Raw genomic sequence first — 20,089 nt, forward strand, 5'->3', positions numbered from 1 at the left:
CATCAGCATGAGACGCGGACCAGGCCCCAACCAGTGGCCCGAGGGACATACAACGCTGGATTCGGGCCATATGATCGGGCCATGGCTCCGCAGACCTCGCGCACGCACCGCGTCGCCGTGCTGATCCGGCCCGGCTTCATCCCGTTCGAGCTGGGAATCCCGCACCGGATCTTCGGCACGGCGCGCGACGCCGAGCACCGGCCCCTGTACGAGGTGGTGACCTGCACGCCCGGTGGCCCAGGGCTGGTGCAGTCGGACTCCGACGTCACGGTCCACGTCGCACACGGCCCGGAGGCCGTGGAGGACGCCGACACGGTGGTGGTCCCGGCGTCGCACGAGCACGGCCCCGTGTACGAGGAGGGCCGGCTCACGCCCGAGCTGGCGGAGGCGTTCCGGCGGATCCGCCCGGGGGCGCGGATCGTGTCGATCTGCACCGGGGCGTTCGCGCTGGCCGCCGCAGGCCTGCTCGACGGCCGGCCGGCCACCACGCACTGGTCGACGACCGACCACTTCCGCCGCCTGTTCCCGCGGGTCCAGCTGCACCCCGAGGTCCTGTTCACCGACGACGGCGACGTGCTCACCTCCGCCGGCGTCGCCTCGGGGATCGACCTGTGCCTGCACCTCGTCCGGCGCGACCACGGCGCGGCGATCGCGCAGGACGTCGCCCGGCGCACCGTGGTGCCGCCGCATCGCGAGGGTGGGCAGGCACAGTACGTGCAGCGGTTCGTGCCCGAGCGGGGCGGGCCGGGCACCGCGGCGACCCGGGCCTGGGCGGCGGAGCGGCTCGCGGAGCCGCTGACGCTCGCCGCGATGGCGCGGCACGCGGCGATGTCGGTGCGGACGTTCACGCGGCAGTTCCGCGACGAGACCGGCGAGAGCCCCGGGGCGTGGCTCACGCGCCAGCGGGTCGAGCACGCCAGGACCCTGCTGGAGTCCACCGACCTGCCGATGGAGCAGATCGCGCGGAAGTGCGGCTTCGGCACCGCGCAGTCCCTGCGGGCCCACGTGCAGTCGGCGCTCGGCGTGACTCCCACCGCCTACCGCAGGACGTTCCACCGGGTGGCGTGAGGGACGCGCGCGACACGCTGGGCTCGGTCCGGGCGGCGCCGAACCGTGACCAGCCAACGGGCCGCACAGGCCCTACGCTGGACACATGGGACGAGCCGGACAGCGCACAGCCTCGACAGCCGCAGCCTTCGCGGCGGCCGCGCTGCTCGCGGCCGGATGCACCAGCGGTCCTGCGGACTCCGAGGAGCCGGGGGACGGCGCGTCCAGCCCTGCTCCGATCGCCTCGTCCCCGGCCGACCCCTCGCCGTCCGACACCGGACCGGACGACGGAGGCTCGGACGACGGCACCGACGGCACACCTGAACCGGCCGCCTCGGCGACGGAGGCCGCCTCCGGACCGCCGTTCCCGGCGAACACCCGGCCCGACACCGCCGAACCGACGGGCGAGGGCGAGACCTTCCTGTCCGTCACGGACGTCCGCGTGGCCGGACACGACCGCTACGACCGGGTCGTCTTCGACCTCGACGGCAAGGGCAGCGGCCAGCCCGGCTGGCGCGTCGAGTACGTGGATCAGGCCACCGACGACGGCTCCGGGCACGCCGTCGAGGTCGACGGCGACGCGATCCTGCGGGTGTCCCTGTCGGGCACCGCCATCCCGACGGACAGCGGCGTCAAGGGGTTCACGGGCGAGCGCATCGAGCCCGAGGACACGGACTCGGTGGACGAGATCGTGTACCGCTACTGGTTCGAGGGGTACACGACCGCGTTCCTCGGCGTGGACGAGGGCGAGCGCCCGTTCCGGGTGTTCCTCCTGGAGAACCCGACGCGCGTCGTCGTCGACGTCCAGCACTGACCGCCCGGCAACGCCGAGGCGGTGCCGAGCGGTCAGGCAGCCGCTCTCAGCCCGCGACCTCGGACTTCTGCGGGCGCGCGAGGAGCGTCGCCGCGAGCTCGGACAGGGGCAGCTTGCCGGCCAGCACGTCGACCACACCTGCCGTGATGGGCATCTCGACGTCGTGCGCCCGGGCCAGCTCCAGGACGGACTGCGAAGACTTGACGCCCTCCGCCGTACCGCCGGTCGCCGCGATCGCCTCCTCGAGCGTGAGGCCCTCGCCGAAGTGCTTGCCGAGGCGGTGGTTGCGCGACAGCGGCGACGCGCACGTCGCCGTCAGGTCGCCCATGCCGGCCAGCCCGGAGAAGGTGGCGGCGTCGGCCCCGAGCGCCAGGCCGAGGCGGGTGATCTCCACGAGTCCGCGCGTGATGAGCGTCGCCAGCGTGTTCCAGCCGAAACCGCGGCCCTGCGCCATGCCCGCCGCCAGGGCGATGATGTTCTTCACGGCGCCGCACAGCTCGACACCGACCACGTCGGTGTTCGTGTACGGGCGGAAGTAGCCGGTCGAGCACGCGGAGGCCACGAGCTGCGCGGTGGCCTCGCTGCGCGAGGCGACCACGGTCGCCGTCGGCTGCCGCTCCGCGATCTCGGGTGCCAGGTTCGGCCCGGAGACGACAGCGACGCGGTCGTCCGGCAGGTCCAGCACCTCTGCCATGACCTGGCTCATGCGCTTGTCCGTGCCGAGCTCGACCCCCTTCATCAGGGAGACGACGACGGCGTCCGGCTCGACCAGGTCCTTCATCGACTCCAGGGTGGCGCGGGCCACCTGGGACGGCACCGACACCACCACGATCGACGCGCCCTCGAGCGCGACGGCGGCGTCGGTGGTGCCGTGCATGGCGGGCAGCTGCACACCGGGCAGGTACTTCTCGTTGCGGTGCGTGCGGTCCACCGCGTCGACCACCGCGGCGTCGCGGCCCCACAGGGTGACGTCGCACCCGGCGTCGGCCAGGACCATCGCGAACGTGGTGCCCATCGAGCCGGCGCCGAGCACGGCGACCTTGGTCGGGGCGGGGGTCGGGGCGCTCACGGGCGCTCCACCGGGGGGTAGCTGGTCATCTTTGCCTCGTACTCGGGATGCCTGCGCAGGTCGAACCGCGGCTTGGGGGCCACCTCGCCGCGGATCTGCTCCAGCTCGACGGTGATGGCGTCCATGATGCGGCTCGTGGCCTCACGCAGCGTGGCGGTGTCCTGCGGGCGGTCGTACAGGTCGCTCAGGTCGACGGGCGGACCCGTCTGGATGGTCACCTTCTTGCGCGGGAACGGCTTCAGCACGCGCCCGTACCGGGGCAGGATCTCGGTGACGCCCCACTGCGCCACCGGCAGCACCGGCAGACGTGTCGTCAGGGCGATGCGGGCGACACCCGTCTTGCCCTCCATGGGCCAGTAGTCGGGGTCCCGCGTCAGCGTCCCCTCCGGCAGGATCGCCACGCAGGCACCGTCGCCGAGCTGCCGCGCGGCCGCCTGGAGCGACTCCGTGGCCTTGGCCGACTCGCGCTCGACCGGGATCATGTTGGTGCCCCGCAGGGCCCAGCCGGTCAGAGGCGACGTGAACAGGCTGCGCTTGGCCAGGATGCGCGGCTCCCGGCCGTTGTCGAAGAGGTAGTGCGCCAGCGTCAGCGCGTCGAGCTCGGTGACGTGGTTGGCCGCGGCGATGAAACCGCCCTTGGCCGGGAAGTTCTCCCCGCCCTTCCACTCGTACTTGCACAGCGCGAACATGAGGTTCCGCACGATGAACGCGATGAAGCGATACATGCGTGACTCAGGGCGTGGGATGGGCACGGTCCAGAACAATACTCGCGTCCGCCCCCAACCCTGCCCTCCCCGCTCGCCGGGTAGAACCCGGGCGAGACAGGGAGGGGTCGGGGCGGGAGGAGTCAGCCGCGGGCGACGTCGGCGCCGAGGGCTTCCAGCTTCTCCTGGAAGTTCTCGTAGCCGCGGTCGATCAGACCGATGCCGCGCACCGTGGACCGGCCCCTGGCGGCGAGCGCCGCGATGAGGTGCGAGAACCCGCCGCGCAGGTCGGGCACCTCGATGTCGGCCGCGGAGAGCGGCGTCGGGCCGGACACGACGGCGGAGTGGTGGAAGTTGCGCTGGCCGAACCGGCAGTCGCGTCCGCCCAGGCACTCCTTGTAGACCTGGATGGTGGCGCCCATCTTGCGCAGGGCGTCGGTAAAGCCGAACCGGTTCTCGTACACCGTCTCGTGCACGATCGACAGGCCGGTGGCCTGCGTGAGCGCGACGACGAGCGGCTGCTGCCAGTCGGTCATGAAGCCCGGGTGCACGTCGGTCTCGAGCACGATGGACTTCAGGTCGCCGCCGGCGTGCCAGAAGCGGATGCCGTCGTCCTGCACCTCGAACCGGCCGCCGACCTTCCGGAACGTGTTGAGGAACGTCATCATCTCGGGCTGCGTGGCGCCCTTGACGGTGATGTCGCCGCCCGTGGCCAGGGCCGCCGAGGCCCAGGACGCGGTCTCGATGCGGTCGTTGAGCGCGGTGTGGCTGTAGCCGTCGAGGCGGTCGACGCCCTCGATCCGGATCACCCGGTCGGTGTCGACCGAGATGATGGCGCCCATCTTCTGCAGCACGGCGATGAGGTCCATGATCTCGGGCTCGATGGCCGCGCCCGACAGCTCGGTGATGCCGTCCGCGCGGACGGCCGTGAGCAGGGTCTGCTCCGTGGCACCGACCGACGGGTAGGGCAGGGAGATCTTGGTGCCCTGCAGGCGACGCGGCGCGCGCAGGTGGATGCCGTTGGGTCGCTTGTCCACGACGGCGCCGAACTGGCGCAGGATGTCGAGGTGGTAGTTGATCGGCCGGTCGCCGATGCGGCAACCGCCCAGGTCAGGGATGAATGCCTCGCCGAGGCGGTGCAGCAGCGGCCCGCAGAACAGGATCGGGATGCGGCTGGAGCCCGCGTGGGCGTCGATGTCGGCCACGTGTGCCGACTCCACGTTGGACGGGTCGAGGTCCAGGATGCCCGCGTCGGTGTCGTACTTGACGTTCACACCGTGCAGGTCCAGAAGCCCCGAGACGACCTTGACGTCGCGGATCTGCGGTACGTTCCGCAGCACGCTGGGGGTCTCCCCCAACAGGGAAGCCACCATGGACTTCGACACGAAGTTCTTTGCGCCTCGAACGGTGATGGTCCCGTTCAACGGGGTGCCGCCGTTCACATACAGCAGATCGTTCATATCCTCGTCGTCATCTCGTTGTACCGATGATGGATTTCCGGTGGCGGGGCAGGGTCCCGAAGGCTGAGCGCGCCCGGTCGACCCTGATCCTTGTCCCCCACCGCCGGTCGTGCCAACACGGGCACGGGCGGGAGTATTCACCGTTCACTACACCTTCACTCGTGACGCACGCTGCCGCATGACGACACGCCAGAAGCGCACCACACCCGCGCGAGACCGCCGTCGGCAGCCTACGTCAACCCCGGATCCACAGTGTGAGACGCGCTTTCCGGATCGCGGACACGCTGCCTAATCTCCCGGCCATGAGCACCTCCGCATCACCGACCGCCGGAACGTCCTCCGGCGAGCAGGGCACGCCGCCGGCCGGCAACCCTCGGGGCCGCGTCGTCTTCGCGTCCCTCATCGGTACCTCGATCGAGTTCTACGACTTCTACATCTACGCGACCGCGGCCTCGCTGGTGTTCCCCGCGCTGTTCTTCCCGAACACCGAGGACCCGACCACGCAGCTCCTGTCGTCGTTCGCCGTGTTCGGCGTCGCCTTCGTGGCGCGGCCGGTCGGTTCGGTGCTGTTCGGCCACTTCGGTGACCGCATCGGCCGCAAGACGACCCTCGTGGCCTCGCTGCTCACGATGGGTATCGCGACGGTCCTGATCGGCCTCATCCCGGCGGCGTCGACCCCGGGCTGGGCGGTGGCCGCACCGGCCGTGCTCGTGCTGTGCCGGTTCTGCCAGGGCCTCGGCCTCGGCGGGGAGTGGAGCGGCGCCGCGCTGCTCGCCACGGAGAACGCCCCGAAGGGCAAGCGCGCCATCTACGGCACGTTCCCGCAGCTGGGCGCCCCCATCGGCTTCATCCTTGCCAACACGGTGTTCATCGCGCTGTCGAACGCCCTCACGCCGGAGCAGTTCAACGCCTGGGGCTGGCGCATCCCGTTCCTGGCGTCCGCGATCCTCGTGATCGTCGGCCTGTGGGTGCGGCTCTCGCTGCTCGAGACGCCCGCGTTCCGCAAGGTGCTGGAGGCGGAGGCGGTCACCAAGGTGCCGGTGGCCCGGGTGTTCCGCGCGTCGTGGAAGCAGATCGTGTCCGGCACGTTCATCATGCTGGCCACCTACGTGCTGTTCTACCTGATGACGACGTTCACGCTGAACTACGGCGTCGCGCCGACGGCACCCACCGACGGTTCGCCCACCGGCCTCGGCTACGAGAAGATCGACTTCCTCTGGATGCTGATCATCGGCGTCGTGTTCTTCGGCGTCTTCACGCTCGTGTCCGGCCCGATGGCGGAGAGGTTCGGCCGCCGGAAGCACCTCATCTGGGTCACGGTGGCGATCATCCTGTTCGGCGGGTCGTTCGTGCCGCTGTTCGCCGCGGGCGACGTCGGCGTGCAGACCCTGCTGATCCTCGGTTTCACGCTCATGGGCCTCACGTTCGGCCCCATGGCCGCCGTCCTCCCGGAGCTGTTCCCCTCCAACGTCCGGTACACGGGCTCCGGCATCGCGTACAACCTGTCGTCGGTGCTGGGCGCGGCCGTGGCGCCGTTCATCGCGGTGTGGCTGTGGGCCCAGGCCGGCTCCCCCGTGCTGGTGGGCGTCTACCTCTCCGCGATGGCCGTGATCACGCTCGTCGCGCTGCTCATGACGCGCGAGACGCGCGACGTCGAGTACGACGACAACGTCAGCGCCTGACCCTCCGGTCACGCGCAGCATCACGCCCGGCGCCGTCGCGCACCTTCCACCCGGGAGGTGCACGACGGCGTCGGGCGTTGTGCCCGCGCGGGATAGCGTGGCGGGGTGGAGACGACGGCCCTGATCGCTGCCTGTGTGGCTGTCGTCCTCGGGGCCGGGCTGCAGCGGGTCGCCGGGATGGGCCTCGGCATGGTGGCCGCCCCCGTGCTCACCGTGTTCCTCGGGGCGTCGGTGGGCGTGCTGGTCAGCAATGTCGCGGCGATCGTCACCGCCCTGATCATCCTGCGGGCGCTGCGCGACCGCGTGGAGTGGCGCCGCGTGGTGATGATTCTGCCGCTGATGCTCGTGGGCTCCGTGCTCGGTGCGCTCACGGTGCGCGAGGCCGACGCCGCGTGGCTGGACGTCATCGTGGGCGGATCGGTACTGCTCGCGCTGGCCGCGTCGGCGGTCCTTCGCCGGCGCGTGCGGATCAAGGGCCGGTCCGTCGCCGTCGCGACCGGCCTGGCGGCGGGATTCATGAACACGACGTCGGGCGTCGCCGCGCCGGCGTGGACGGCGTACGCGCTGGCGACCCGCTGGGACCACCGGTCGTTCGCCGCGACCCTGCAGCCTCTGCTCGTCGTCATGAACACGATGTCGGTGGCCACCAAGCTGGCCTTCGGGGCGATCCCGCCCGGCACCGCCCCGGCATGGTGGGTCTGGCCGGTGCTCCTGGCGGGGGTGCTCGTCGGGGTGGGCCTCGGCGCGGCCCTGGCCCGGCGCATCCCGACCCGGGTCGCGTCGGGCATCGCGCTGACGGTCGCCGTCGTGGGTGCGCTGACGGCGCTGACCAGGGGGCTGCTGACGGTCTGAGCGTTGTCCCGTTGGCCGAGCTTGTCGGGACTGTTCTCGACAAGCTCGACCACCGGGCGGAGGCCTACTCGTCCTCGGCGAAGACCACGTCCCGCTTGCGGCGGATCGCCGGCAGCACGGCCACCACCAGGGCGATCAGCGCCAGCGTGAGCAGCACGCCCGAGATGGGGCGGGTGACGAACACCGACGGGTCGCCCCGCGAGATGAGCAGTGCCCGGCGCAGGTTCTCCTCGAGCAGCGGCCCCAGCACGAACCCGAGCAGCAGCGGCGCCGGCTCGCACCCCGCGCGGATGAGCACGAAGCCCAGCACGCCGAAGACGGCCACCGCGAGCACGTCGTACGGGTTCTGCCCCAGGGAGTACGTGCCGATGCAGGCGAACACCACGATGACCGGGAACAGCACCGAGTACGGCACCGACAGCATCCGCACCCACAGCCCGATGAGCGGCAGGTTGAGCAGCACCAGCAGCACGTTGCCGATCCACATCGACGCGATCAGGCCCCAGACCAGCGCCGGCTGCTCGGTCATGACATCGGGTCCCGGCGTGATGCCCTGGATGATGAACGCTCCGACCATGAGCGCCATCACAGGATGGGCGGGCAGGCCGAGCGTCAGCAGCGGGATGAACGACGTCTGCGCCGCCGCGTTGTTCGCCGACTCCGGCCCGGCCACCCCCTCGATCGCGCCGTGCCCGAACTCCCCGGGGTTCCGCGAGACCCGCTTCTCCACCGCGTACGAGGCGTAGGAGGCGAGCACGTGGCCGCCGCCCGGGAGCACACCCAGCAGCGACCCGAGCCCGGTCGCGCGGATCACCGGGCCGACGATCCGCCGGAGCTCGGCGCGCGTGGGCCACAGGTTCGCCACGCGGCTCACCATGCGGGTCCTGGAGCGAGGGTCGTGCAGGTTGCGCAGGATCTCCGCGATGCCGAACACGCCGACGGCGACCGCCACGAAGCTCAGCCCCTGGTACAGCTCGCGGACGCCGAACGTGAACCGCGGTGTGCCGGTGTTCAGGTCCTGACCCACCGTGCCCAGCAGAATCCCGAGCACGATCATCGCGAGCGCCTTGAGCGTGGAGCCGCTCGCGAGCGCGATGGACGCGATGAGCCCCAGCACCACCAGCGAGAAGTACTCCGCGGCGCCGAACGACAGGGCGGCGCGGGCCAGCGGTGGGGCCGCGACGGCGAGCACGACCGTCGCGACGGTGCCCGCGGCGAACGACCCGAGCGCGGCCACGGCGAGCGCCACGCCCGCCCGCCCGGCGCGGGCCATCTGGTGCCCGTCGATGGCGGTCACCGCCGCCGACGACTCGCCCGGCAGGTTGAGCAGGATCGCCGTCGTGGACCCGCCGTACTGGGCGCCGTAGTAGATGCCGGCGAGCATGATGAGGGCCGACGTCGGGTCGTCGAACCCGAAGGTGATCGGCAGCAGCAGGGCGATGGTCGCCGTCGGCCCGATACCGGGCAGCACCCCGACGGCGGTGCCGAGCGCGACGCCGAGCAGGCAGAACATGAGGTTGTGCCACTGGAGCGCCTCGGAGAAGCCGAGCGCGAGGTTGTCGAGCAGATCCATCCCGGCCCCCTACCCGCCCAGCCAGTCGCCGACCAGCGCCAGACGCAGCTGGAGCAGGACGACGAAGATGACCCAGCTCGCCAGCGTCAGGCCGGCGGCGATGACGAGCGCCCGTACCGGGCCGGTGCCCCGCCGGGCGAGCGCCGCGAGCAGGCCGGTGCCGAACGTCGCGAGCAGCAGGCCGAGGCCGTCGACGGTGACCGCGAAGAACGTCACGGCGGCGAAGACGGCGACGGTCGGGCGCCACTGAATCCCGGCGAGCGGGCGCGGGTCGAGCACGTCGGCGTCGGACGCCGCACGGCCGGACGGCGCGCCGCCGTCGGCCGGGGCGTCGTCCACCGGGGCGTCCTCCACTGCGGAGTCGTTCGCCCGGGCGTCGGCGGGAGCCTCGCCCGGTGCCGGGTCCGGGGCGACGTACGCCTTGACGACGATGGCGACGCCGAGCCCGGCGAGCACGAGGCCCAGGGCGAAGGGCACGTACCCCGGCCCCATCTCGAGGAGGGAGCCGAGGTCGTACCCGAGCGCCCCGATCGCGAAGGCCGTGCCGAGCCCGGCGAAGATCAGGCCCGCGACGAGGTCGCTCGTCGAGCGGGGCCGGAGGACGCCGATCTCAGCCGCCCTGGCCGGCGCCGATGATGTCGCCCCAGGACTCGATCTGTTCCTGGAGCAGCGTCGCGTGCGCCTCGGGCGTGGCCTGGTCGGCGGCGACCGGCGCGGTCCCGAGGTCGGCCATCTGGTCGATCACCATCTGGTCGGCGAGGGCCACCTGGAGCGCGTCGGTGAGCTGGGTGACCACCTCGTCGGGCGTCTCTGCCGGGACGTAGAGGCCGTGCCACACGCTGACCTCGATGTCGGGCTGGCCGCCCTCGGCGGTGGTGGGCAGGTCCGGCAGGGCCTCGATGCGCTCCGGCGTGGTCACCGCGTACGCCTTGACCTTGCCCGCCTCGATCTGGCCCGTCGTGTTGGTCGTCTGGTCGCACATGAAGTCGACCTGGCCGCCCACGAGCTCCCCCATCGCGGGGCCGGTGCCGTCGTACGGCACCGCCGTCACCTCGACGCCGAGGGCGTCCATGAGGAGCAGACCGCAGAGGTTCGACGCCGAGCCCTCGCCGGCGTGGGCCATCGTCACCGTGTCGGCGTTCTCCTGGATGTGGGAGACGAACTCCTCGAACGTCGTCGGCTCGAAGTCGGGGCTCCCGACGATCGTCATGGGCACCTCGGTGACCAGGCCCACCGGCTTGAAGTCGGCGACGGGGTCGTAGGCGAGGTCGTCGTAGAGCGCCGGGGCCGTGGACATGCCGATGTGGTGCATGAGCACGGTGTAGCCGTCGGGCTCGGCGGTCGCGGCCTGGCCCGCGCCGACGGTGCCGCCGGCGCCGTCGACGTTCTGCACGACGAGCTGCACGCCGAGCTCCTCGGACATGGGCTCGGCCACCATGCGGGTCACGGTGTCGGTGGGGCCGCCCGCGGAGAACGGCACGATCACGTCGATGTCGTCCTCGGGGTAGTTGGCGGGGTCAGCTCCCGAGGAGCAGGCGGCCAGGATGAGGCCGAGGCCGGCCAGCGCACCGATGTACGCGGCGGTCTTCCGGGGTCCGGCGGGGGTCATGTCCGTCTCCGATCATCATTGATCCGGTAGAGGTTGATCCGTGTGGCTGTCCGATGCGGACTGGGTGTCGCGGGTTAATCCGTCGAGACCGTGACAGTACCTCTGGGCATGTGACGTCCGCCACGAACTGGACAGGGCTTGACCGAACGGTGACCTCATCCGACGCCGTCGGACGCCGTCCGCAGCGACCCGGCGGACCGGGCCGGCCCTGATCGGCGCACCGCCCCGGGCGACATACCGTGATGGCGCTTGAAGGCCCTGCCGAACGCCGCCTCGGAGCCGTAGCCCACCTGGCGGGAGATCGCGGCGACCGAGTCGGTGGTGGTCGTCAGCGCGGTGTACGCCTGCTCGAGGCGCCAGCCGGCCAGGTAGCGCATCGGGGGCTCCCCCAGCAGCGCGGTGAACCGCTCGGCGAACGCCGACCGCGACATGCCCGCCTCCCGCGCGAGCTCCACCAGGGTCCAGTCGTGCTCGGGACGAGCGTGCAGCCGGGTGAGCGCGCGGCCCACGTGCGGGTCCCGCAGGGCCGCGAGCCAGCCCGTGCTCGCCTGGTCGGAGGTGCGCAGCCACTGGCGCAGGACGTGGATGACCAGGACGTCCGCGAGCCGCGTCATCACTGCCTCGCCTCCCGGCTCCAGGGTCTGCGCCTCGTGGGCCAGCAGGCGCAGCACCGTCCCGAAGGCGCCCGTCTCGGCGCCGTCCCAGGCGTCCACCCGGATCAGGCCGGGCAGCTCGGCGACCAGCCGGGCGGTGAGCGGCTCGTCGACCGTCATCGCGGCATAAGCGATCTGGGTGCGCTCCCCGCCGCCGCCGAACCGCATGCGCTCGTACGTCTCGCCCACCCGCTCGACGGGGATGTCGAAGAGCTCGGTGCTCGGCGCGTCGGGCGAGCTCAGCAGCCGGTGCGGTACACCGCGTGTGATCAGCGCGGCGCTGCCCGCCTCCAGGGTGTGCAGCTCGTCGCCGATCTCCAGCACGCATCGCCCGGAGAGCACCACCGGCAGCATCATGCACGGCTCGATGGCCGGGAAGTCCACACCCCACGGCGCCGTGAGCTCGGCCTGGCAGTACAGGGCACCCGTGAAGCGCAGCAGATGGAGCCCGTCTCCGATCGGTGCAGCCTGGTCCTGCGATCCGGTCAGGAGTTTCCTCGGGACGGGCAGGCCCGCCTGCGGGGCGAGCACGCCGGTGTCCGGGGCGGGGCGCGAATTGATCATGCGTCCAGACTGCCATGCCGATCTGCCGCACGTCCGAAGATCTGGACGCACGGCACAGAACTACGGACGTGAGGGGATGGTTCGTCCGCTGTCCGGAAGACAGGATGGACGCATGGCAAACACCACACACACCACGTCCCAGCCGACCTTCGCCGTGATCGGCGCCACCGGCAAGACCGGGCGGCGCGTAGCGGCCCAGCTCGAGGCCGGCGGCCACACCGTCCGCCGGCTCGCCCGCGGTACCAGCCCGCGGTTCGACTGGGAGCAGCCCGAAGGCTGGGCCCAGGCCCTGCACGGCGTCGACCGCATGTATGTCACCTACGTGCCCGACCTGGCCGCACCCGGCTCCGACATCGCGATCACCCGCCTCGTCGAGGTCGCCCGGGAGGCCGGCGTGCAGCGCATCGTGCTGCTCTCCGGTCGCGGCGAGGAGGGCGCCCAGCGCTGCGAGCAGATCGTGCTCGACTCCGACATCCCCTCGACGATCGTCAGCGCCGGGTGGTTCACCCAGAACTTCACCGAGGGCGCCCTGAGCGACGCCCTGGAGACCGGGGTGCTCGCGCTCGCCGCCGGGGAGGTGCGCGAGCCGTTCATCGACGTCGACGACATCGCCGCCGTGGTCACCGAGATCCTCGCCACCGACGGCCACGCGGGCCGCCGGTACGAGGTGACCGGCCCGGAGTCGCTCACGCTGGCCGAGGTCGCCGCCCTGCTCACCGAGATCACCGGGCGCGACGTCCAGTACGTGCCGATGGGCTTCGACGACTTCCACGCCGCCGTCGCCGCCGAGGCCGGCCCCGAGACCGCGACCCTGCTCACCGAGCTCTGCCGGGAGGTGTTCGACGGCCGCAACGAGAACGCGACCGACGGCGTCCGCCAGGTGCTCGGGCGCGAGCCGCGCGACGTGCGGACCGTGCTCACCGAGGCGCTCGTGGCCGGTCGGCCGGTGTGACACGAGGGCGGCACCTGCCCGACCGGGGCGTGCCGCCCCGCCTGTAGCGGCCGGAGCACTCATCGGTGCAGGATGCGCGGTTTCAGACTCTTGTCGGTGCTCTACCCTTTTGACCGGTTGCACAGCGTGGTGCCCACTACCCCGAAGTACACCTCCTGTGTCTTGCGTGAAAGGACTTCCATGCGCATTCCCCCGGCCGCGTCCGTCGCCACCGCTCCCCTCCTGCTGGCCGCGGCCTTTGTGATCGGGGCAGTGATCGGGGCACCCTCCGCCGCGGCGGCACCGCCCGGAGGGTCAGACGGTCCGGTCCCGTACACGGTCACCGCGAAGGGCCTCACCCTGCCCGACGGCGCGGCCTTCGCCGACGGCGGCCACGTCAACGTCAGGTACACCGCCGCCGGGGCCGAGCGGTCCGCGGGAATCCACTTCGAGACCCGGAACGACCAGCCGTCCGGCCAGTACGTCGGCGAGTCGTTCCTGCCCTGGGGCGAGCTGATCGACGACCCGTCGTTCTGCATCACCTGGGTGCAGGTCGCGGAGTACGACGAGCACTTCGGCGAGGGCGGCCAGAAGCCGGTCTGCACCGACGACCAGCCGGCTCCGACGCCGTCCGCCACCCCGAAGCCGTCCGCCACGCCGACCCCGTCGGCCACCGCGACGCCGTCCGCCACCCCGGCCCCGTCGGCCACCACCCAGCCGGCGGCCGAGCCGACGCCGTCGGACACGACCACCGAGCCGACGCCGGTGCCGAGCGCGTCCGCCGATGGCACGGCCACGCCGTCGTCCGCCGCCACGCCGTCCGCCGACGAGGACGTGCTCGCCGCCACCGGTTCCATGGCCGTGCCGGTCTCGATCTTCGCCGGCCTGCTGATCGCCGCCGGTGTGGTGCTGCTCGTGATGGGCCGCCGCGTCAAGCAGGGCTGAGCCGCACAGCGCGGCACGGCCGGCCCGAGCGCAGGATCCCGAACACCCGCCAGGTGATCCGGATCCTGCGCTCGCTAGCGGGCGCGAGGATCCGCGGGAGGATCCGCAGGGTCCGGGTCCGCGTACCGCTCGACCAGAGCGGCAGCGCGGTCACGCAGGGCGGCGCGCAACGACGCCGGGGCCAGGGCCTCGGCGTCCGTACCGAGCTGCCACAGCGCCCAGACCGCGTGGCGCAGGTCCTGGAAGGTGACCTCGAGCCGGAGCCGGCCCTCGCCGTCGGCGGCTTCGGAGAGGACGGCGAGCGCCGTGCCCGCCAGGTCCTCCCGCCGGGCCGGGTCCAGGCGGACCAGCACGGCGACCTGGTCACCGCCGGTCCGGAACCGTGTGCTGCGTTCCTGCCAGATCCGGTCGAGGTCGACCTGGTCGGGTCGCTGCGCGGGTTCGGCGAGCTCCTCGGCGGCCAGGATCCTTGACAGCCGGTAGGTGCGGTCCGCGCCCGACGTCGTGGCCAGCAGGTAGCCCTTGTCACGCACGGTGACGAGGCCGATCGGGTCCACCGTGCGCCACGTCGCGGGCCGGTCCACCGGCGCGTAGTGGATGCGCAGCTTGTGTCCGGCCAGCACTGCGCGGCGCACCTCGACCATCGCGGCGCCCGGCACCTCGTCGGCGACCTGCCGCCGGGAGAGCAGATCCGTCTCCGGGTCGACGAGGAACCGCTGTGCCGCGTCGCTCGTGGTGGCCCGGTGGCTCTCGGGCAGCGCGTCGACCACCTTGCGCATGGCCGACGCGAGCGCCGAGCCGAGACCGAACACCTGCTCGCCCCGGCTCGTCCCGGCGGTCAGCAGGGCGAGGGCTTCGTCGTGGTTCAGGCCGGTGAGCTCGGTCCGGAAGCCGGGCAGCAGGGCGAACCCGCCATGGCGCCCACGTTCCGCGTAGACCGGGACGCCCGCCGCCGACAGCGCCTCGATGTCGCGCAGCACGGTGCGGGTGGACACCTCCAGCTCGCGGGCCAGGGTTTCCGCGGACAGCCGACCACGCTGGCGCAGCAGCAGCACCAGGGAGACCAGCCGATCGGCACGCATCCGAAGATCCTACGGAATACCTGACACAGGGTGTCGTGATTTCTGGGGAGCCTTGTTCACGACGTCCCGGACCGGCGGCTATCGAGCCGAGGAACGCGCGTACGCCCCCAGGAATCGAATGGAGCTGATGTGGCGATGGAACGAACGACAGTCAACCCGGTGACGTGGTCGGTGGCGATGGGGTTCAACCAGGGAGAGCTGGTCTCCGGGCACACCCGGACCCTGTACTGCTCCGGACAGACCGCGATGAGCACCGACGGCAGACCCGAGCACGACGGCGACATGGCGGCGCAGCTCCGGCTGAGCCTCGCCAACCTGGAGGCGCTGCTCGGCGAGGCCGACATGTCGCTGGCGAACCTTGTCCGGCTCAACGTCTACACCACCGACGTCGACCTGCTCTTCCAGCACTACGGGGTGCTCGCCTCACGGCTGGGCGCTGCCCGGGTGGCGCCGTCGACCACCATGCTCGGGGTGACCCGGTTGGCGATCCCCGGGCAGCTGGTCGAGCTGGAGGGAACCGCGGTCGCCTGAGGACACGGCAAACGGGTCACGGGAGGGCGATCAGCCCTTCCCGTGACCCGTCCTCGTCCGTGGTGCGTCAGTTGACCCGGAAGCTCTCGACGCGTGCGGACCGGTAGTTCCACATCCACTCGGTCGACCCGTTGAACGGGTTGGCGAACTCGAGGTCCAGCGAGGGGTCGGTCACGTGCCACGTGCCTCGCGCCCAACGGTAGGAGTCGTCGACCTCGAACCGCACCGAGAAGGTGCCGGACTTGTTTCCGACATTGCGCCGGATGGTGGCGACGTCACTGTCCCAGGAATTCCCCGCGGAGACATAGCGGTCCTCGATAGCAAGGTCAACCATCGCCCCGCGGCGCATCTTGACGTTGCACGAGACGGTGCCCTTCACCACGATGTCCTGGTTGGAGTTGACGTTCCTCGGCGGGTGCACATTGACCCGGCACACCGCGTTGCCGCTGCGGCTGTACGAGCTGTTGTAATACCTTTCGGAGGCGGTCAGGTCGATGTCCGCGGCCTGCGCCGGCCCCGCGAGACCGACCACCCCGAACATGGTCACGGCGAGCGCAGCAATTACTTTTGACGTACGTCTCATGATTCTTCCTCGTTCTGCTGATATGAATTCTTGCGGGGTTTCGAACGAATTCCGACCGGCGGGCACCCGGCACGATTCCCAGCATAAGAAACACACCTGGACGGCGGGGCCGAAAACAGTGCCCGAACCCGAACACCACCCGGGTGAATTCAGCGACTCGGCACTTTGCCCTGGTATCCGCCCAGGGTGCCGCGCCGCGCCAAGGTCCGGCCCGGGAGCTGGACCGGCCGCCACCGATGAGTCGGGACCCGGCTCGTCGTCGGTAGGTATGGGCGCCACCGGCGCGCCCGCATCCGAGACGCTGGAGGACACCGTGACCGAGACGCCCGTCACGAACCGCGCCACGACCGACCGGCCCGGTCGCCCGCCCGTGCTCGACTGGGACAGCTGGCAGGCAACCCGGGACGAGTTCCTCGCCCTGGAGAAGGCCCACACCCGTGCGGGTGATGCCCTCGCCGCCGCCCGGCGTCGGCTGCCGATGGTCGAGATCGACGGGACCATGCAGGTCACCGGCGCCGCCGGGCCCGTGCCGCTCATCGACCTGTTCCAGGGGCGCGACGAGCTCGTCGTCTACCAGCACATGTGGCACGACGGCGAGCCGTTCGAGCGCCAGTGCCCCGGCTGCACGATCAACACCTGGCACATCCAGCAGGCCGCCCCGTACCTCGCCGCACGCGGGGTCTCGTTCGCGATGCTGACCGAGGGCCCCTGGGACGAGGTCGCCCCGTACCTGGAGTTCATGGGCTACACCGAGCCCTGGTACTCGGTGCGCGGGCTGGAGGCGCCGGTCGGCGTCGACATGGGCCACATCGTCTGCTTCCTGCGCGACGACGACCGCGTGTTCCTCACCTACCGGACCACCGGCCGTGGCAACGAGCCGGCCTCCGGGATCTTCGGGCTGCTCGACATGACCCCCTACGGCCGGGGCGAGTCGTGGGAAGACATGCCGGAGGGCTGGCCCGAGGGTCGGGACTCCTGCTGGTACTGGGCCACGGACGCCGACGGGAACGCCACCTGGGGGTCGACCCGCCGGGCGACGCCGCAGTGGACGCGGCCGGGAGCGACGCCGGTGCCGCCTCGGGGTGGAGGCGAGCACCAGCACTGACGGTTCCTGTCACGACGACGACAACGTCGCGCTCAGGAGGCCGCGGCCTCGGCCAGCAGCGCGTCGCGGTTCGTCCGGACGAACGCCTTGAACGCGGCGGGCACCAGTTCGAGGCGGGCCAGCGCGGCGTCGTCGCGCAGGTCCACGTGCTCGACGTCGTAGCTGCCACGCACCGGTTCCTGGAACTCCGGTCCGGTGCGCAGCGCCAGGTCCATGGAGGTCACTCGGGCGAGGAAGTAGTGCCCCACCGCGATCCCGGCGTCCTTGGGCTGGGAGGTCAGGAACACCTGCCGGACGATCCGGACCGTGGCGCCGAGCTCCTCGAACAGCTCCCGGTGCAGCCCGTCCTCGACCGAGGCGTCCTCGGGCTCGACGCCGCCGCCGGGCGTCACCCAGTACGGCGCACGCCCTCGTACGGTCCGCTTGATCAGCACGAGGCGGCCCGCGTCGTCGAGCAGGATCGCCCGTGCCGCGCGCCGCACCACCACCGGCGGCACGGTCGAGGTCGCCGGGACCTCGTCGACGACGGGTGCCTGGCGCAGGTATCCCTCGAACAGCGGGCCGCCCGCCGCGTCGAGCGTGGCGCGGGCGACCGCGACCATCGTCTGGTCGTCGTGCCGGGCGGCCACCCAGCGGGCGGCGTATCCGGGGTCCCAGGCGCGCAGCTCGCGCAGCAGCCACTTCCCGCCGCCGTCCCACCTCCCCGCCGCCGCGAGCGCGAGGTGCCCGACCCGCTCCCACAGCACCGACCGCACCACGTCGGCCTCGCCGCCGTCCCGCGCGTAGGCGAGATCGTCGAGCAGGTCGGTCACGCCGTACCGGGCATCCTCCAGGGCGGTGTCCGACGCCGGTCCCGGGCCCCCGTCCACCAGCGCCTGGCACTCCGCCTTCAGCGTGGCAACGTCGGTCTCCCCCACCAGCGGCACACCCATCGCGATCATCCGCGCCAGGGTCGGCTTTCGCCGGGTCGTCTCCTGGGCGATGAACCAGCGGTGGCCCGCCTCGGTGTTCACGAACAGCTCGACCGGCCAGCCCCGCCAGCGGACGGAGTCGCGGTGCCCGACGGCGTCGTCGGGCACGCACACCACGATGTCCAGGTCCGACCCGGCCGTGCGGGAACCGGGGTCGAGCACGCTGCCGGCCAGCAGCGACCACCGGGCCTCGGGATATCGGTCGGCGACCAGGGCGGCGGCATCAGCTCTCGGATCCACGCGCGCCATCCTTGCGCACGCGGGGCGGTGGACCCATCCGTTTTCGTGAAACTGGGCGTTGCGGTTCGTGCTCAGGCACCGCTCGTGGGGCCGGTCGCGATCGCCGGGTAGACCGCGACCAGCCGGTCCCAGAGCCGGTCCGCCACCTGGGTTGCGTCCAGGCCGGTCGTGTCGATGACCAGATCAGGGCTCGCCGACTGAGGCGGCTGCGTGCTGTGGAACAGCGAGAGCCCTGCCGGATGTCGGTGGCGGCGTTGGCGATCCTCGAGCTCACCATCGGTGCTCCGGAGCTCGACGATCTCCACGACTGCCGCACCGTGTCCGTCCAGCTCCCGGAGGCGGGCTTCCAGGTCCTGGTTCGCCTCGGGCTCGAACGCCTGCCCGTCCACGATCACCCCCTGGCCGGCCTGCAGCATCGCCACGACGGCTGCGTTCATCGCTCGCAGCATCAGCAGACCGTCCGGACCGGAGCGGATCCGGCGCACGCCTTCACGCCCTTCGACGTCCTCGTAGCGGAAGCCGCGGTCCGAGTGGCGGGCACCCGGCAGCCCGCCGCCCCAGTGGTCGGGGACCATCCGGAAGAGCTCGTCGAGGCCGAACCGCAGGAGCGCGATCTCGGCGCGGTCCTGGATCGCCGTCGTGAGCGTTGATTTCCCTGCGGCCGAGGGGCCGTTGATGACCAGGCACAGCGGTTTCGAAGGGGTCATGCGTCGGCTCCGATGGTGCGTGTCGTAACTACCTGGCGCTCGGCGGCCGGTCCTTGCCGCCAGGGCGTACCTGGCGGGGCCCGACATCAGCCGCCTGGACGGCCCGTTCCAGCGCGTCGGTGAACTGGTTCACGACGTCGCGCAGCAGGCGGGCCTTGTGCAGGGCGTTGCGGGCGTCGGCCACGGAGTCGACGTCGAACTCGAGGCTGACGACGCGACCGCAGTCAGCGATCGACAGACCCGCGCTGACCCGCTTGGCCTGCTCGTCCGGGTCGAATCCGGGTTCGATGGTGATATCGGCGAGCGCGTACGCGCCGGCATGGTGGCCGCGCAGGTTCAGGAAGGTGCGGCGGTAGAAGCGTCGGAACGCCATGGGTACCTCGTCTCAGGACAACACCCGCCTGAGTGGGCGGGGTCGGAGCCCGCCTGCGTTCCTTGTCATGGCCACGACTCTACGGCGGCGCTACCGGCACCTGCACGGCAATTCCTCGCCTTCGATCAAGCCCGTTCGTGGAGGGTCTCGACCCGTCTACGGATGCGCGCCACGATGCTCCGGGTCGCGAGCTTGTGGATGCGCGAGTCGATCACCAGCAGCCGGTAGAGGGCACCGAGGACGCCCGGGAAGGTCGCGTCGGTGTGCGCTTCCAGGCGCGTGCCGGCGTCCGTCGGCGCCAGGTGGAAGGTGAGCGTGTAGACCGAGAACCGGTGGACGCCGTCGAGCACGAGCCGGGACGGCGGATCCGCCGTCGCCACGCGGAAGCCGGGGACCACCGAACCTGCCGCGAGAGGTCTCGGGCCTGAGGGCCGCCTGTCGCGGCAGCCGATCAGGTGCACGTACCAGGACGGCTGCCCGAGCACCTCGACCTGGTCGAGGACGGCGCCCCACACGACGTCGGGCGGGGCCGTGAGCGTGGCTGCGCGGACGTCCTGGTAGCGCCGGGGGCCGGTCATGCTGGGACTCTATCGG

The 20,089-nt window shown here is 71.6% G+C and carries 21 protein-coding genes; 8 read left to right on the forward strand and 13 right to left on the reverse strand.

Annotated features, from left to right (window positions below; all coding sequences use genetic code 11):
* The first annotated feature begins 81 nt into the window (after positions 1–81).
* Both LUU90_RS09020 and LUU90_RS09025 read left to right on the forward strand, forming a co-directional pair.
* The gene (locus LUU90_RS09020) at positions 82–1,068 is read left to right on the forward strand and encodes a GlxA family transcriptional regulator (protein ID WP_275003046.1); all 987 of its coding nucleotides are present in this window, start codon (positions 82–84) and stop codon (positions 1,066–1,068) included.
* A gap of 85 nt (positions 1,069–1,153) precedes the next feature.
* Positions 1,154–1,861, forward strand: a complete 708-nt coding sequence (locus LUU90_RS09025; RefSeq protein WP_275003047.1) for an AMIN-like domain-containing (lipo)protein — start codon at positions 1,154–1,156, stop codon at positions 1,859–1,861.
* A 46-nt stretch (positions 1,862–1,907) separates the two neighbouring features.
* On the opposite strand, the gene LUU90_RS09030 is transcribed toward LUU90_RS09025, so the two are convergent.
* The 3 genes from LUU90_RS09030 to murA all read right to left on the reverse strand — a co-directional run bounded on the left by LUU90_RS09030 (position 1,908) and on the right by murA (position 5,094).
* Positions 1,908–2,930 carry an NAD(P)H-dependent glycerol-3-phosphate dehydrogenase gene (locus tag LUU90_RS09030; protein WP_275003048.1) on the reverse strand — a complete coding sequence of 341 codons (1,023 nt, stop codon included), beginning with the start codon at positions 2,928–2,930 and terminating at the stop codon, positions 1,908–1,910.
* Positions 2,927–3,655 carry a lysophospholipid acyltransferase family protein gene (locus tag LUU90_RS09035; RefSeq protein WP_275003049.1) on the reverse strand — a complete coding sequence of 243 codons (729 nt, stop codon included), beginning with the start codon at positions 3,653–3,655 and terminating at the stop codon, positions 2,927–2,929. The genes LUU90_RS09030 and LUU90_RS09035 overlap by 4 nt, the downstream gene beginning before the upstream one ends.
* A gap of 122 nt (positions 3,656–3,777) precedes the next feature.
* Positions 3,778–5,094 carry a UDP-N-acetylglucosamine 1-carboxyvinyltransferase gene (murA, locus tag LUU90_RS09040; RefSeq protein ID WP_275003050.1) on the reverse strand — a complete coding sequence of 439 codons (1,317 nt, stop codon included), beginning with the start codon at positions 5,092–5,094 and terminating at the stop codon, positions 3,778–3,780.
* A gap of 302 nt (positions 5,095–5,396) precedes the next feature.
* On the opposite strand from murA, the gene LUU90_RS09045 reads away from it, so the two are divergent.
* A complete protein-coding gene (locus LUU90_RS09045) occupies positions 5,397–6,776 on the forward strand; it encodes an MFS transporter (RefSeq protein ID WP_275003051.1) in 1,380 nt (459 codons plus the stop codon).
* Between the two features lie 105 nt (positions 6,777–6,881).
* Positions 6,882–7,628: a sulfite exporter TauE/SafE family protein gene (locus LUU90_RS09050; protein ID WP_275003052.1), complete on the forward strand. Its 747-nt coding sequence runs from the start codon at positions 6,882–6,884 to the stop codon at positions 7,626–7,628.
* A 64-nt stretch (positions 7,629–7,692) separates the two neighbouring features.
* On the opposite strand, the gene LUU90_RS09055 is transcribed toward LUU90_RS09050, so the two are convergent.
* The 4 genes from LUU90_RS09055 to LUU90_RS09070 form a co-directional block, all read right to left on the reverse strand.
* Complete coding sequence (locus LUU90_RS09055; RefSeq protein ID WP_275003053.1) at positions 7,693–9,201, reverse strand: tripartite tricarboxylate transporter permease; 1,509 nt, start codon at positions 9,199–9,201, stop codon at positions 7,693–7,695.
* Between the two features lie 9 nt (positions 9,202–9,210).
* Positions 9,211–9,810, reverse strand: coding sequence for a tripartite tricarboxylate transporter TctB family protein (locus LUU90_RS09060; protein ID WP_342469913.1), 600 nt, complete (start codon positions 9,808–9,810; stop codon positions 9,211–9,213).
* 1 nt (position 9,811) lies between these two features.
* Positions 9,812–10,810 carry a tripartite tricarboxylate transporter substrate-binding protein gene (locus LUU90_RS09065; RefSeq protein WP_275003054.1) on the reverse strand — a complete coding sequence of 333 codons (999 nt, stop codon included), beginning with the start codon at positions 10,808–10,810 and terminating at the stop codon, positions 9,812–9,814.
* 155 nt (positions 10,811–10,965) lie between these two features.
* A complete protein-coding gene (locus LUU90_RS09070; RefSeq protein WP_275003055.1) occupies positions 10,966–12,027 on the reverse strand; it encodes an AraC family transcriptional regulator in 1,062 nt (353 codons plus the stop codon).
* A 112-nt stretch (positions 12,028–12,139) separates the two neighbouring features.
* Between LUU90_RS09070 and LUU90_RS09075 the strand changes: the two genes are divergently transcribed.
* Positions 12,140–12,979, forward strand: a complete 840-nt coding sequence (locus LUU90_RS09075) for an NmrA family NAD(P)-binding protein (protein ID WP_275003056.1) — start codon at positions 12,140–12,142, stop codon at positions 12,977–12,979.
* A gap of 180 nt (positions 12,980–13,159) precedes the next feature.
* The gene (locus LUU90_RS09080) at positions 13,160–13,903 is read left to right on the forward strand and encodes a hypothetical protein (protein ID WP_275003057.1); all 744 of its coding nucleotides are present in this window, start codon (positions 13,160–13,162) and stop codon (positions 13,901–13,903) included.
* 74 nt (positions 13,904–13,977) lie between these two features.
* Here LUU90_RS09080 and LUU90_RS09085 read toward each other — a convergent pair whose 3' ends face one another.
* Positions 13,978–14,985, reverse strand: coding sequence for a helix-turn-helix transcriptional regulator (locus LUU90_RS09085; protein WP_275003058.1), 1,008 nt, complete (start codon positions 14,983–14,985; stop codon positions 13,978–13,980).
* A 135-nt stretch (positions 14,986–15,120) separates the two neighbouring features.
* Here LUU90_RS09085 and LUU90_RS09090 point away from each other — a divergent pair, with 135 nt between their 5' ends.
* Entirely contained in the window at positions 15,121–15,516 is a 396-nt protein-coding gene (locus tag LUU90_RS09090) for a RidA family protein (protein ID WP_275003059.1), read from the forward strand.
* A 67-nt stretch (positions 15,517–15,583) separates the two neighbouring features.
* Here LUU90_RS09090 and LUU90_RS09095 read toward each other — a convergent pair whose 3' ends face one another.
* A complete protein-coding gene (locus LUU90_RS09095; protein WP_275003060.1) occupies positions 15,584–16,099 on the reverse strand; it encodes a hypothetical protein in 516 nt (171 codons plus the stop codon).
* Between the two features lie 313 nt (positions 16,100–16,412).
* Between LUU90_RS09095 and LUU90_RS09100 the strand changes: the two genes are divergently transcribed.
* Positions 16,413–17,204, forward strand: coding sequence for a DUF899 family protein (locus tag LUU90_RS09100; RefSeq protein ID WP_275003061.1), 792 nt, complete (start codon positions 16,413–16,415; stop codon positions 17,202–17,204).
* A gap of 32 nt (positions 17,205–17,236) precedes the next feature.
* Here LUU90_RS09100 and LUU90_RS09105 read toward each other — a convergent pair whose 3' ends face one another.
* The 4 genes from LUU90_RS09105 to LUU90_RS09120 form a co-directional block, all read right to left on the reverse strand.
* Positions 17,237–18,415, reverse strand: coding sequence for an NUDIX domain-containing protein (locus tag LUU90_RS09105; protein ID WP_275003062.1), 1,179 nt, complete (start codon positions 18,413–18,415; stop codon positions 17,237–17,239).
* Between the two features lie 71 nt (positions 18,416–18,486).
* A complete protein-coding gene (locus LUU90_RS09110; protein ID WP_275003063.1) occupies positions 18,487–19,122 on the reverse strand; it encodes a phosphotransferase-like protein in 636 nt (211 codons plus the stop codon).
* 28 nt (positions 19,123–19,150) lie between these two features.
* Entirely contained in the window at positions 19,151–19,495 is a 345-nt protein-coding gene (locus LUU90_RS09115) for a hypothetical protein (protein ID WP_275003064.1), read from the reverse strand.
* A gap of 125 nt (positions 19,496–19,620) precedes the next feature.
* Positions 19,621–20,073 carry an SRPBCC family protein gene (locus LUU90_RS09120; RefSeq protein WP_275003065.1) on the reverse strand — a complete coding sequence of 151 codons (453 nt, stop codon included), beginning with the start codon at positions 20,071–20,073 and terminating at the stop codon, positions 19,621–19,623.
* Positions 20,074–20,089: the final 16 nt, after the last annotated feature.

The organism is Promicromonospora iranensis (assembly GCF_028994775.1).
Lineage (GTDB): Bacteria > Actinomycetota > Actinomycetes > Actinomycetales > Cellulomonadaceae > Promicromonospora > Promicromonospora iranensis_A.

Excerpts from the sequence above, each read along its gene's own strand:
- LUU90_RS09020 (WP_275003046.1), top strand. The coding sequence starts at position 82 with ATGGCTCCGCAGACCTCGCGCACGCACCGCGTCGCCGTGCTGATCCGG.
- LUU90_RS09025 (WP_275003047.1), top strand. The coding sequence starts at position 1,154 with ATGGGACGAGCCGGACAGCGCACAGCCTCGACAGCCGCAGCCTTCGCG.
- LUU90_RS09035 (WP_275003049.1), bottom strand. The coding sequence starts at position 3,655 with ATGTATCGCTTCATCGCGTTCATCGTGCGGAACCTCATGTTCGCGCTG.
- murA (WP_275003050.1), bottom strand. The coding sequence starts at position 5,094 with ATGAACGATCTGCTGTATGTGAACGGCGGCACCCCGTTGAACGGGACC.
- LUU90_RS09045 (WP_275003051.1), top strand. The coding sequence starts at position 5,397 with ATGAGCACCTCCGCATCACCGACCGCCGGAACGTCCTCCGGCGAGCAG.
- LUU90_RS09055 (WP_275003053.1), bottom strand. The coding sequence starts at position 9,201 with ATGGATCTGCTCGACAACCTCGCGCTCGGCTTCTCCGAGGCGCTCCAG.
- LUU90_RS09065 (WP_275003054.1), bottom strand. The coding sequence starts at position 10,810 with ATGACCCCCGCCGGACCCCGGAAGACCGCCGCGTACATCGGTGCGCTG.
- LUU90_RS09070 (WP_275003055.1), bottom strand. The coding sequence starts at position 12,027 with ATGATCAATTCGCGCCCCGCCCCGGACACCGGCGTGCTCGCCCCGCAG.
- LUU90_RS09075 (WP_275003056.1), top strand. The coding sequence starts at position 12,140 with ATGGCAAACACCACACACACCACGTCCCAGCCGACCTTCGCCGTGATC.
- LUU90_RS09080 (WP_275003057.1), top strand. The coding sequence starts at position 13,160 with ATGCGCATTCCCCCGGCCGCGTCCGTCGCCACCGCTCCCCTCCTGCTG.
- LUU90_RS09085 (WP_275003058.1), bottom strand. The coding sequence starts at position 14,985 with ATGCGTGCCGATCGGCTGGTCTCCCTGGTGCTGCTGCTGCGCCAGCGT.
- LUU90_RS09090 (WP_275003059.1), top strand. The coding sequence starts at position 15,121 with ATGGAACGAACGACAGTCAACCCGGTGACGTGGTCGGTGGCGATGGGG.
- LUU90_RS09095 (WP_275003060.1), bottom strand. The coding sequence starts at position 16,099 with ATGAGACGTACGTCAAAAGTAATTGCTGCGCTCGCCGTGACCATGTTC.
- LUU90_RS09110 (WP_275003063.1), bottom strand. The coding sequence starts at position 19,122 with ATGACCCCTTCGAAACCGCTGTGCCTGGTCATCAACGGCCCCTCGGCC.
- LUU90_RS09115 (WP_275003064.1), bottom strand. The coding sequence starts at position 19,495 with ATGGCGTTCCGACGCTTCTACCGCCGCACCTTCCTGAACCTGCGCGGC.
- LUU90_RS09120 (WP_275003065.1), bottom strand. The coding sequence starts at position 20,073 with ATGACCGGCCCCCGGCGCTACCAGGACGTCCGCGCAGCCACGCTCACG.